Consider the following 12254-nt stretch of genomic DNA (forward strand, 5'->3'; position numbering starts at 1 on the left):
CACCGGACACCCGTGCCGACCCTCGGACCGTCCACCCCACACGACATGAACCTGAACGACATGCGCGCTCCGAACCAGGCAGGGATCTGATGCTCTGGTACCTCGGCAAGCGCCTCCTGCAACTCATCCCCGTGTTCTTCGGGGCCACGTTCCTCATCTACTTCATGGTCTTCTCGCTGCCCGGCGACCCGATCGCCGCGTTGTTCGGCGACCGTCAGCCGTCGCCGCAGGTGATCGAGCAGCTCCGGGCGCAGTACAACCTGGACAAGCCGTTCATCATCCAGTACCTGCTGTGGGTCGGCGGCCTCTTCCGCGGTGACCTCGGGCTGACGTACTCGGGCCTCCCGGTCAGCCAGCAGCTCGCGACCGCGTTCCCGATCACCGCCCGACTCGCGCTCCTCGCGCTCCTCTTCGAGGCCGTCGCGGGCATCCTGGTCGGTGTCGTCGCCGGTCTGCGCAAGGGCAAGTGGTTCGACGCCACCGCGCTCGTCGTCTCGCTCCTGCTCATCTCGGTCCCGACCTTCGTCGTCGGGTTCGTGCTGCAGTACGTCTTCGGCATCAACCTCGGGCTCTTCCGGGTCACAGTGTCCGGCGATGCGCCGTGGTCCGAGCTCGTCCTGCCCGCGATCGTGCTCGCCACGGTCTCGTTCGCGTACATCGTGCGTCTGACCCGTGCCAGCGTCAGCGAGAACAGGAGCGCCGACTTCGTGCGGACCGCCACCGCGAAGGGCCTGTCCCGTCGTCGTGTCGTCGGCGTGCACATCTTCCGGAACTCGCTCATCCCGGTCGTCACCTACCTGGGTGTGGACATCGGCAGCCTGATGGTCGGCGCGATCGTCACCGAGGGCATCTTCAACATCAACGGCGTCGGTGGGACGGTCTACAAGGCCGTCACGCTCGGCGAGGGCCCGACGGTCGTGTCGTTCGTCGCCGTGATGGTCATCATCTTCATGCTCGCCAACCTCCTGGTCGACCTGCTCTACGCCGTCCTGGACCCGAGGATCCGCTATGCCAAGTAACACCGAACCCCGCTCGGCGACGCACTACGTCGCGCCGATCGAGGAGACCCCGCTCCAGGCGGTCGACCAGGTCAACGTCGACGAGAAGACCCGTTCGCTGTGGACCGACGCATGGGAGTCCATGCGCCGCCGCCCGACGTTCTGGGTGTCCGCCGTCCTCATCCTGCTGATCGTGGTCGTCGCGATCATCCCCGGGGTGTTCACGCACGTCGACCCGCGCGCCGCGAACCTCGACTTCAGCGACGAGGGCCCCCGCGCCGGACACCCGCTCGGCTACACACGCCAGGGTTCCGACGTGTACGCCCGTGTCATCTGGGGTGCGCAGAACTCCCTGATCGTCGGTCTGCTCGCGACCGTCCTCGTGACGGTCGTCGGCATCGTCGTCGGTGCCATCGCCGGGTTCTACGGCGGCTGGCTCGACGCCGTCGTGTCCCGCATCGCGGACATCTTCTTCTCGATCCCGACCGTCCTCGGCGCGATCGTGATCATGTCCGTCATCCCGCAGCGCAACGCGGTCACCGTGTCACTCGTGCTCGCGGTGTTCGCCTGGCCACAGATCGCCCGCATCATGCGCGGTGCCGTGCTCAGCGCGAAGCAGGCCGACTACGTCACCGCCTCGGCGGCGCTCGGTGTCAGCCGGTTCCAGACGCTGGTCAAGCACGTCATCCCGAACTCCCTCGCGCCGGTCATCGTCGTCGCGACCGTGTCGCTCGGCACGTTCATCGTCGCCGAGGCGACCCTGTCGTTCCTCGGCATCGGTCTGCCGCCGTCGGCCCTCAGCTGGGGCCTCGACATCGGGACGGCGCGCACCTCCATCCGCACGAACCCGTCGACCATCTTCTGGCCGTCCGCCGCCCTGTCCATCACCGTGCTCGCGTTCCTCCTCCTCGGTGACGTGGTCCGCGACGCGCTCGACCCGAAGGCGAGGGCCCGCCGATGAGCGAGACACTCACCCAGCCGAACGCCCGGACCTCCGGGGCCGCCGGCGCCCCGCTGCTCGAGATCACCGACCTGCACGTCGGCTTCCGGACGCAGAGCGGTCTCGTCCAGGCCGTGCGCGGCGTCAACATGACCCTCGAGCAGGGCGAACGCCTCGCGATCGTCGGCGAGTCCGGATCGGGCAAGTCGACGAGCGCGCAGGCGATCATCAAGCTCCTGCCCGGCACCGGTCAGACCACCGGCGGCTCGATCAAGCTGAACGGGCGCGAGCTCGTCGGCCTGAACGAGAAGCAGATGGCCGAGATCCGCGGCACCGAGATCGGGTACGTCCCCCAGGACCCGATGTCGAACCTCAACCCGCTCTGGAAGATCGGGTTCCAGGTCGAAGAGGCGATCAAGGCGAACGGCATGGCGACGGGCAAGGCGGCCATCCGCGCCCGTGCCGTCGAGGTGCTGCAGGAGGCCGGCCTCGGCGACGCCGAGAGCCGTCTCAAGCAGTACCCGCACGAGTTCTCCGGCGGCATGCGCCAGCGGGTGCTCATCGGCATCGGCCTGTCGAGCCGGCCGAAGCTGCTCATCGCCGACGAGCCGACCTCCGCGCTCGACGTCACCGTGCAGCGGGTCATCCTCGACCACCTCGAGAGCCTGACGCGCGACTTCGGCACCTCCGTCCTGTTCATCACCCACGACCTCGGCCTCGCCGCAGAGCGCGCCGAGAAGCTCGTGGTGATGTACAAGGGCCAGGTCGTCGAGGCCGGCCCGTCGAAGGAGATCCTGGCGAACCCGCAGCACCCGTACACGCAGCGCCTCGTCGCCGCGGCGCCGTCGCTCGCCAGCCGACGGATCCAGTCCAAGGTGCAGCACGAGCGGGTCGACATCTCGTCCGGCACCGGCAGCGAGGACGACGAGCTGCTGGCCCGCGCCCACGAGCGCGAGAGCAAGCCGACCGAGGACCTCATCGTGGTGAAGGACCTGCAGAAGGTCTACAAGCTGCGTGGGCAGGGCGTCGCGACGCGCGAGCTGAAGGCCGTGGACGGGGTGTCGTTCTCGATCCCGAAGGGCACCACGACGGCGCTCGTCGGTGAGTCCGGTTCCGGCAAGTCGACGGTCGCCAAGCTCGTGCTGCAGCTCGAGTCGATCACCGCCGGGTCGGTGCAGTTCGACGGCATCGACATCGGCGCGCTCAAGGGCAAGGACCTGTTCGACTTCCGTCGCCGCGTCCAGCCTGTGTTCCAGGACCCGTACGGCTCACTCGACCCGATGTACAACGTCGGCAACACGATCGCCGAGCCGCTGGCCACGCACAAGGTCGGCGACAAGGCCTCGCGCCGTGCCCGGGTGCTCGAGCTGCTCGACCAGGTCTCGCTGCCGAAGTCGATGGTGAACCGCTACCCGAGCGAGCTGTCCGGTGGGCAGCGGCAGCGCATCGCCGTCGCGCGGGCCCTCGCACTGAAGCCCGAGGTCATCGTGCTCGACGAGGCCGTCTCGGCCCTCGACGTGCTCGTGCAGGGGCAGATCCTCGACCTGCTGACCGAGCTGCAGTCCGAACTCGGTCTGACCTACCTGTTCATCACGCACGACCTCGCCGTCGTCCGCCTGGTCGCGGACAACGTGTGTGTCATGCGGAAGGGACAGATCGTCGAGAAGGCGACCACCGACGAGGTGTTCGCGAACCCGCGGGAGCAGTACACGAAGGACCTGCTGGCCGCCATCCCGGGCGCCGGCTTCGAGTTCGGGCGCTGATCCGCTCCTGATCGCGACCACCGGAACGCGCCGCCCCCACGGGGTCGGCGCGTTCCGTCGTCGTGGGTCAGGTCAGAGCCGCGCGCCGGCGAGGCTCGCGGCGATGCCGAGCACGACGAGTGCCGTGATCGCCCACCCGTGGGCGCGGTGCACGATCGGGGCGGCCGTGACCGTGGCGGGCGGGGCGCCGTCGTGGACGGCCGGCGCTGGGACGAACGCGCGGATCTCGTCGGCCGCGCCGTCGACGCTCACCGGTACCGGGCCTCCCGGCCGGACCACCGCGAGGCGGGCGTCCGGACGCGGTGCGATCCAGACCCGCTGCTCGCCCTGGTCGGTGACCACCTCGAGCCCGTACTTCGTCCGGACCTCCTGCACCCGGCGCCACGCGAAGCGCGTGGTGCGGCGGACGTCGACGACGACCAGCGCGTCGTCGGTGATCTCGATCCGCGGACGCCACAGCACGACCCAGGCGAACCAGGCGGTGAAGAGCGACGGCACCGGGACGAGCAGCACGGCAGCGGGGCCGTTCGCGACGAGGCCGATGACGACGAGGGCTGCGGCGACGATCCAGAGGGCGACGGCGAACCGGCGCATGTTCGTCGCGACGATCTGGGCGCGCATGGGGCAAGCCTAGGAGACGGGGCCTGGCGTGGGCGACGAGGGCGGCTCCTCGGGACCACCAACCGAGCGGACCAGACAGGCCGTGCGCGTACCGGTGGGAGACCCTGTCGTCCCGAGGAGGCGAACCCGGGAGGTCTTCGTGCAGACCATGGTCACCCCGACGCGGCCGGGGTGTCAACGGCTCAGACGACGAGCGCCTCGATCTGCTCGCGGATGACCTCGGCGCTGGGGAAGCGGAGCCCGACGAGCCCGACGTGCCGCCAGCGGACCACGCCGTCCGGGCCGATGACGAAGACCGAGCGGCGCAGCCCGATCCCCGGCAGGTGCACGCCGTAGGCGCGGATGACGTCGCCGCCGACGTCCGAGAGCAGGGGGAACGCCAGCGAAGCGCCCCGTGCGAACCCCTCGTGCGAGTCCAGTCCCTGCGGGCTGATGCCCCAGACGACCGCGCCCAGGTCGCGGAAGTCGTCGAGTTCCTCCTGGTACGAGCAGAGCTGCGCGGTGCAGACCGGGGTGGCGTCGCCGGGGTAGAACGCGAGCACCACGGGGCGACCGGTCTGGGAGGCGAGCGTGTACTCGGCATCGGTGCGGACGCCCTGACGGACGAGCATGCCGGGCAGGGTGAAGCCGGGCGCGGCGGAACCGGTCTCGGGGATGGCCATGCGGCCGATCGTACGGTCCGGTGTCCCCATGGACCGTGGACCGCACCGAGGATCGGCTGCGAGAGCGCACACTGGATCGACGGAGGGGCCGGACGCAGTGCGTCCGGCCCCTCCCTCGATCGACGGGCACTGCCCGTGGGTGGTCAGTCGGTGAAACCGACCTTCGTCCAGTCGATGTTCTGCGCACCCGCGAACGCGCCGTAGTTGGCGAGCTTCGGGTTCTGGGCGACGAGCGCCGGCTTCGCGGTGATCGGCATCGAGTGTCCGATCGCCCAGACCTGCTTGTCGATCTTGTTCCAGATGGCGTTCGCCTTGTCGGTGTCCGGCTCGGCCAGGGCCTGCTTCGTCAGCTTGTCGATCGCGTTCGAGCTCACCCGGCCGTAGTTCTGGCCGGTGTCACCGTAGGTGTAGATCGTCGCGCTGCTGGAGTGGAAGCCGGTCCCGCCCCAGACGAAGATCGTCATGTCGTAGTTGCCCGGCGTGACGTACTGCTCGAAGAAGTCGTCCGTCGCAACGGACTTCAGCTTGAGCTCGACGCCGACCTCCTTGAGCTGCTGCTGCATCACCTGCGCCAGCTGCTGGGACGTCGGGGCGCCGGACGGGATGGTGATCGCGATCGACAGCTGCTTCCCGCCCTTCGACCGGTACTCGCCGTCGGTCTTCCAGCCGTCGTCGTCGAGCAGCTTCTTCGCCTTCTCGACGTCGAAGGTCGCGTTCGGCTCGGTGTTCGACGTGTAGCCCTTGTCCGTGGACAGGAACAGGTGGTTGTCGAGCGTGCCGAGCTTGTAGGGCAGGGTGCCGCCGATGACCTGCGCGAGCGCTTCGCGGTTCACGGCGTGCTGGATCGCCAGCCGGAGCTGCTTGTCCTTGAGCAGCCCGTTCGACGAGAAGTCGACGTGCGTGTACTGGGCGGAGGTCGACGCGAGGATCGTCGTGTTCTTCGCGTCCTTGACGCGGTCGAACCGCTCCGAGGTCGTCGTGAGGACGGAGTCGATCTCCTTGTTGAGGTAGGCGTCCACGTCGGCGTTGCCGTCGAGCGAGCGGAAGATGACCTGGTCGAGCTTCGGCTCGTCACCCCACCAGTTGTCGTCCGGCTTCATCGTGACGGTCCCGGCCGTCTCGTCGAGGTCCGTGATCTCGTAGGGACCCGAGGAGACCGGGACCTTGCCCTTGTAGCCGTTGTTGAACTGCTCCGGCGTGCTGGTCTGGCTCGCCGGGTAGAGCGGGCTGAAGAGCGACTTCCAGTCCGAGAACGGCGTCGCGAACTGCACGACGACGTCGCGGTCGGTCGCACCCTTCGTGACGGACTCGATGTCCTCGTAACCGGTCGCACCGGCGATGAGGTACGCCGGGTCCTCGCCGTTCGTGGTCTTCCACTCGTTCTCGAAGTCACGCCAGGTGATCGGCGTGCCGTCGTTCCACGTCGCTTCGTCGTTGATCGTGTACTCGATCGTCAACGGGTCGTCGCTCGTGACCTCGGCCTTCGTCACGTAGTCCTTGTTGAGCGTGGGCGCGCCCTTCGCGTCGATCGTGTAGATGAACGGCATCGTCGCCTGTTCGATCGTCGACGCGTCGACGAGCGGGCCGTCGACCTGGTTGTAGTTCCACTGCGACACCCACTGCGAGATCGGCAGCCGGAGCGTGCCGCCGTCCTGCAAATCGGACACCGGCGTGGCGTTGATCTGCGCCGAGGTCGGCAGCGTCTTCTTGCCCGAGTCGTTCCCGCTGGTCCCGCCGGAGTCGCCGGAGCCGCCCGCGCAGCCGGTCACGGCGAGTGCGATGCCGGCGAGGGCCGCCGTCACCGCGAGGACTTTCCTGTGCTTCATGTGGTTCCCCTCTGGAAGTTGTCGTCGAGCCTAGGGCCCTCCGAAGGGGGTAGAGCGTCTTTTCTGCACACGACGTCCTTTCGTTACACGGCGGGTCGTCCGACGACATGTACCGGAAACGAACGAGGCCCTATGGTGGCCTGCATGATCCGCTTCCTGGGGCGGCGACTCGTGTACTACGTCGTGCTCGTGTTCCTCGCGACCTCGCTGACCTACTTCCTCGCGTCGGCGACGTTCAGCCCCCGTTCCGTCTACGCGCAGCGCAATCCGGCTCCTTCGGCCCAGGTCATCGACGCGAAGCTCGACGACATCGGCGTCAACGACAAGACGCCGATCGTGATCCGGTACGCGCACTGGCTCGGGGACGTCGCACACGGGGACCTCGGGCAGACCATCCAGGACCGGTCCGTGAACGAGCAGTTCTTCCCGCGACTGGGCGTCAGTCTCCGGCTCCTGCTCGTCGGGTCGGTCGCGGGCATCGTGCTCGGCGTGCTCGTCGGGGTGTGGAACGCGATCCGGCAGTACCGGATCTCGGACCGGGTGAGCGCGGCGATCTCGATCATCCTGTTCTCCACGCCCGTCTTCCTGACGGCGGTGTTCCTGAAGATCGGCGCGACGAAGCTCAACCAGGACGCCGGCAGGCAGCTCATCAACTTCACCGGCGAGTCGACGCCCGGGCTCGACGGGACACCGTGGACGCTGCTCCTCGACCGTGGGGCCCACCTCCTGCTGCCCACGATCTCCATCGCCGTCGGGCTCATCGCGATCTACAGCCGGTACCAGCGGGCGACGATGCTCGACGTGATCGGTTCGGACTTCCTGCGGACAGCGCGGGCGAAGGGGCTCACGCGCGGCCGGGCGACGTTCAAGCACGGTCTGCGCACGGCGCTCATCCCGATGACGACGCTGTTCGCGTACGGGTTCCTCGGGATCCTGACCGGTGCGACCCTGACCGAGAAGATCTTCGCCTGGAACGGGCTCGGGTCCTGGTTCATCGACGCCGTCAACAACAACGACGTCAACGTCGTCACGGCGTACACGCTGTTCGCCGCGGTGGTGGTGCTCGTCGCCGGGTTCCTCGCCGACGTCGCGACCGCTGCGCTCGACCCGCGCGTCAGGAGGGCATGACATGACCGACACCCGGATCGAACCGGTCGACCCGACGCTCGTCGCGCGCAGCGACCTCCCGTCCCGCTCGACGGCGCAGGGCAACCGTCTCCTCCAGACGGTGCGACGGCTGTTCATGAACCGTGGGGCGGGGATCGGCGTGGTCGTCGTCCTGCTGCTGTTCGCCTTCGCCTTCATCGGGCCGCTCGTCAGCCCGTGGCAGTACTCCGAGATCGACTACACGTCGTTCACCCGGCCCCCGAGCGCGACGCACTGGTTCGGGACGAACGGCATCGGACAGGACGTCTTCGCCCAGACCGCGCGGGGCATGCAGAAGAGCCTGCTCATCGGGCTGCTCGTCGCGGTGTTCTCCACCGCGATCGCCGCGATCACCGGGGCGGCTGCCGGCTACTTCGGCGGCTGGGTCGACCGGATCGTCATGTTCTTCGTCGACATGCTGCTCGTGCTGCCGTCGTTCCTCATCATCGCGATCATCAGCCCGCGCATCCAGAACGCCGGGTGGATCGTCCTCGTGGTGCTCATCACCGTCTTCGGCTGGATGATCACGGCACGTGTCGTGCGGGCCATGACGCTCTCGGTGAAGGAGCGCGAGTTCGTGCGCGCCGCCCGCTACATGGGCATCGGACCGTTCCGGATCATCTTCCGGCACATCCTCCCGAACGTGGCATCGTTCCTCATCATCGACGGCACGATCCAGGTCGCGACCGCGGTGCTCGGCGAGACGACGCTGAGCTACTTCGGCTTCGGTGTGCAGGCGCCGGACGTCTCGCTCGGCACGCTCATCGCGCAGAACCAGGACAACGCGCTCACCAGTCCGTGGTTGTTCTACTTCGCCGCCGGGGCACTCGTGGTCTTCGCGATCGCCGCCAACCTGATCGGCGACGGCCTCCGCGACGCGCTGGACCCGACCTCGACGACCGGCAAGCGCCAGAGGCGCAACCGCCGGCGTGACCAGAACCAGGCGGCCGTGGACGTGGCCGCATTGAACACGCAGGCCGGCTCCGGCGTATGACCGCCGCACCGACCACCGGGGAAGCAGCATGAGCACCATCACGAACGGTTCGGCCGCGACGCCGACGACCACCACTGAGCCGATCCTGCGGGTCCGGGACCTGCACGTCCGGTTCCCGACCCCGCGGGGGAGCGTGCACGCGGTCCGAGGTGTCGACCTCGAACTCCGCCGGGGCGAGGTGCTCGGCATCGTCGGCGAGTCCGGATCGGGCAAGTCGGTGACGAGCATGGCGGTCCTGGGACTGCTGCCCGACACCACGGCTGTCAGCGGGTCGGTCGAGCTCGACGGCGAGGAACTGCTCGGCCGGTCGGACAAGCAGATGAGCCGGCTCCGCGGGGACAAGGTCGCGATGGTCTTCCAGGACCCGCTGTCCGCGTTCACGCCGGTCTACACGATCGGCGACCAGATCGCGGAGACCGTCCGACTGCACCGCGGTGCGTCGAAGGCCGAGGCGCGAGCGCGGGCGATCGAACTCCTCGAACTCGTCGGCATCCCGGAACCCGGCCGGCGTGTGGACGCCTTCCCACACGAGTTCTCGGGCGGCATGCGCCAGCGCGCCATGATCGCGATGGCCATGGCGAACGACCCCGACGTGATCCTCGCGGACGAGCCGACCACCGCGCTCGACGTCACGATCCAGGCGCAGATCATCGAGGTGCTCCGGACCGCGCAGCGTGAGACCGGAGCCGCGCTGGTGTTCGTCAGTCACGACCTCGGCGTGATCGCCGGGATCGCGGACCGCATCGCGGTGATGTACGCCGGACGGATCGTCGAGACGGCCACGGCGGAGGAGCTCTTCGCCCGACCGCGCATGCCGTACACGATCGGGCTCATCGGTGCGCTCCCGCGGCTCGACGCCAGCGACCGGTCGCCCCTCGTGCCGATCCCGGGTGCGCCGCCGTCGCTCATCGGCCTGCCGGACGCCTGCCCGTTCGCGGCCCGGTGCCCGCTGGTCAGCGAGGTCTGTCGGTCCACCGAACCGGTGCTCGCCCCACCCGTCGACATCGCGGTCGGTGGGGAGACGACGGTCGTCGGCGCCGACCCCGTGACCGTGCCGGCCGGGCACACCGCCGCCTGTCACCGCACCGCCGAGGTCGCCGCCGCGCACGCGGACGCCGGCCGCATCTTCTCGCTGCCCGTCCTCCCGGAGCACGCCACCCGGGTCGAGGCGATGCGCGCAGCACGGGAACCCGTCGTGCACGTCGAAGGCCTGACGAAGACCTTCCCGCTCGTCAAGGGATCCGTCTTCCGCCGCAAGGTCGGGGACGTCCACGCCGTCGACGGGGTCGACCTCGACATCCGCCGCGGCGAGACCCTCGGCCTCGTCGGGGAGTCCGGCTCCGGCAAGTCGACGACCCTCCACCAACTCATGGACCTCGACCGGCCCGAGGCCGGCACGGTCGAGCTGTTCGGGGAGTCGCTCGCCGACGCGACCGCCCGGGGTGCTGCCGGCACCCGTGCCCTGCGGCAGCGCATCTCGATGGTGTTCCAGGACCCCTCCGCCAGCCTGGACCCGCGCATGTCGGTGTACGACGTCGTCGCCGAACCGCTCCGCGCGGTCGGTGCGCCGGCGTCGCGCATCAGCGAGCGCGTGCCGGAGCTGCTCGAGCTCGTCGGTCTGCGGGCAGCCGAGGCCGACCGGTACCCGCACGAGTTCTCCGGCGGCCAGCGGCAGCGCATCTCGATCGCGCGCGCCCTCGCCGTCGAGCCGGACCTCGTGGTGCTGGACGAGCCGGTCTCCGCGCTCGACGTCTCCATCCAGGCCGGCGTGCTCAACCTGCTCGCCGAGCTCAAGGCACGGCTCGGACTGTCCTACCTGTTCGTGTCGCACGACCTGTCGGTCATCCGACACGTCGCCGACCGCGTCAGCGTGATGTACCTCGGTCGCACCGTCGAGGAAGGCGCCGTCGACGACGTCTTCGAGCGCCCGATGCACCCCTACACGGCCGCGCTCATGTCGGCGGTGCCGGTCCCGGACCCGGTCGTCGAGCGCGCACGGAAGACGATCCTGCTGCCGGGGGACCCGCCCAGCCCGACCGAGCGCCCGACCGGGTGCCGGTTCCGGTCGCGCTGCCCGCTCTACGCGCTCCTTCCGGAGGACGAGCGGCGCCGGTGCGAGCAGGAGGAGCCGGAGAAGGCGCCGCGTCGCGGCGAGGACGTCGACCACCGGGCGGCGTGCCACTACCCGGAGAAGGTGCCCTCGATCGCGGCGTAGCCCGATGGCGGTCGGGAGGCGGTGCGCACGGACTGCGCGCCGCCTCCCGTCCGTCTCCGTGCATCGATCGCCTGCTCAGATCTTCGGGTGGTTGACGACCGGATCGTCCCACGTCGGCGGCGTCGGGTACTCGCCCGGTCGGGACTCGGTCGGCCAGTCCAGCGTTGCTCGACCGGAGACGGCTGCGGACAGCGCATCGGAGTCGTTGGTCCAGAACGGTTCGCTGGAGACGTCGAGGGAGTACCGGCCGTCGACGTCGAGGGAGTACTGGATCTGCCCGTGCAGCGTGAGTACCGCGACGTCGTCCTGCGTGAGTCCGGCTGCGTCCTTCGTCTGCTGCGCTGCTCCCGCCGCGCAACCGGTTAGGAGCACGGTCATGACGAGGGCGTCGAGCGTGAGCGGCCGTCGTCGTGGCTGCATCAGATTCGGGGGCGGTTGATGATCGGCGCATCCCACTCGGGCGGCTCCGGGTACTCACCGGGAGAAGAGCGATCCGGCCATCGCAGTGATGCTCGGCCGAACACTGCCCTGGCGAGTGCGTCGGCGTTGTTGGTCCAGAAGAGGTCACTCGACACGGTGAGGGAGTAGCGGCCGCTCGGTTGGATGAAGTACTCGACGTGCCAGCCGTCACGGACGCTGCCGTCGAGGTAGTAGGTGTCGGCAATCCGCTCGATGTGCATGTTCGCGCCGCGGTGCTCGAAGTAGTCGATCATCCGATCGAGGTCTCCTCTGGAACCCGTGGCTCCCTCCGGGGTCCAGGCTCTGCTCGACTCAAGGAAGTAGCTGTTGTCGACGTCCGCGCCGGGAAGGGGAGTGCGGCCGTCGCCACCGATCTGCGGGTTGTCGTCGCCACCGTTCCAGTCCCACTCTCCCTCGTGGACCGCGCGCTGTGCCGCAGCCAGTACTCGTTGCATCTCCTCGTAGTGCTCCCGGTACCGGTTGAATTCCTGGCGCAAACTGAGTTCCGAGACATCGGCACGTGTCAGACCGGCTGCGTCCTTCGGCATGGATTTCCCTCCTGCTGTGCAGCTGACCGTCACCCCGAGGATCAGGGCAGCGACGACGATCGCGAGCAGTTTCGTGGTCATG

Annotated in this window: 11 protein-coding genes; 6 read left to right on the forward strand and 5 right to left on the reverse strand. The window is 68.9% G+C overall.

Annotated elements, in window-relative coordinates; translation table 11 throughout:
* The first annotated feature begins 89 nt into the window (after positions 1-89).
* Genes DEI91_RS05330 through DEI91_RS05340 form a run of 3 tightly spaced genes read left to right on the forward strand, consistent with a single transcriptional unit; the run spans position 90 to position 3701 of the window.
* Entirely contained in the window at positions 90-1019 is a 930-nt protein-coding gene (locus tag DEI91_RS05330) for an ABC transporter permease (protein WP_111051253.1), read from the forward strand.
* Entirely contained in the window at positions 1009-1959 is a 951-nt protein-coding gene (locus tag DEI91_RS05335; RefSeq protein WP_111051254.1) for an ABC transporter permease, read from the forward strand. The genes DEI91_RS05330 and DEI91_RS05335 overlap by 11 nt, the downstream gene beginning before the upstream one ends.
* Entirely contained in the window at positions 1956-3701 is a 1746-nt protein-coding gene (locus tag DEI91_RS05340; protein ID WP_111051255.1) for an ABC transporter ATP-binding protein, read from the forward strand. Before DEI91_RS05335 ends, DEI91_RS05340 begins: the two co-directional genes overlap by 4 nt.
* Positions 3702-3773: 72 nt before the next feature.
* Here the strand turns inward: DEI91_RS05340 and DEI91_RS05345 are convergent, their stop codons facing one another.
* From DEI91_RS05345 to DEI91_RS05355, 3 genes are all read right to left on the reverse strand, one after another.
* Positions 3774-4322 (reverse strand): PH domain-containing protein, encoded by a 549-nt coding sequence (locus tag DEI91_RS05345; protein ID WP_111051256.1) that lies wholly within the window; start codon positions 4320-4322, stop codon positions 3774-3776.
* A gap of 182 nt (positions 4323-4504) precedes the next feature.
* Positions 4505-4984: a peroxiredoxin gene (locus tag DEI91_RS05350; RefSeq protein ID WP_111051334.1), complete on the reverse strand. Its 480-nt coding sequence runs from the start codon at positions 4982-4984 to the stop codon at positions 4505-4507.
* A 143-nt stretch (positions 4985-5127) separates the two neighbouring features.
* A complete protein-coding gene (locus DEI91_RS05355; protein WP_111051257.1) occupies positions 5128-6810 on the reverse strand; it encodes an ABC transporter family substrate-binding protein in 1683 nt (560 codons plus the stop codon).
* Positions 6811-6954: 144 nt separating this feature from the next.
* On the opposite strand from DEI91_RS05355, the gene DEI91_RS05360 reads away from it, so the two are divergent.
* The 3 genes from DEI91_RS05360 to DEI91_RS05370 are packed head-to-tail and all read left to right on the forward strand — an operon-like array spanning position 6955 to position 11165.
* Positions 6955-7938, forward strand: coding sequence for an ABC transporter permease (locus DEI91_RS05360; protein ID WP_111051335.1), 984 nt, complete (start codon positions 6955-6957; stop codon positions 7936-7938).
* A 1-nt stretch (position 7939) separates the two neighbouring features.
* Positions 7940-8950: an ABC transporter permease gene (locus DEI91_RS05365; protein WP_111051258.1), complete on the forward strand. Its 1011-nt coding sequence runs from the start codon at positions 7940-7942 to the stop codon at positions 8948-8950.
* 28 nt (positions 8951-8978) lie between these two features.
* Positions 8979-11165, forward strand: coding sequence for an ABC transporter ATP-binding protein (locus DEI91_RS05370; RefSeq protein WP_111051259.1), 2187 nt, complete (start codon positions 8979-8981; stop codon positions 11163-11165).
* 75 nt (positions 11166-11240) lie between these two features.
* Here the strand turns inward: DEI91_RS05370 and DEI91_RS05375 are convergent, their stop codons facing one another.
* Together DEI91_RS05375 and DEI91_RS05380 are read right to left on the reverse strand one after the other, a co-directional pair.
* Entirely contained in the window at positions 11241-11543 is a 303-nt protein-coding gene (locus DEI91_RS05375) for a hypothetical protein (RefSeq protein WP_146244217.1), read from the reverse strand.
* A gap of 41 nt (positions 11544-11584) precedes the next feature.
* A complete protein-coding gene (locus tag DEI91_RS05380; RefSeq protein ID WP_146244218.1) occupies positions 11585-12253 on the reverse strand; it encodes a hypothetical protein in 669 nt (222 codons plus the stop codon).
* Between the last annotated feature and the right edge of the window lies 1 nt (position 12254).

It is taken from the genome of Curtobacterium sp. MCBD17_032 (genome assembly GCF_003234855.1).
Classification (GTDB): Bacteria; Actinomycetota; Actinomycetes; order Actinomycetales; family Microbacteriaceae; genus Curtobacterium.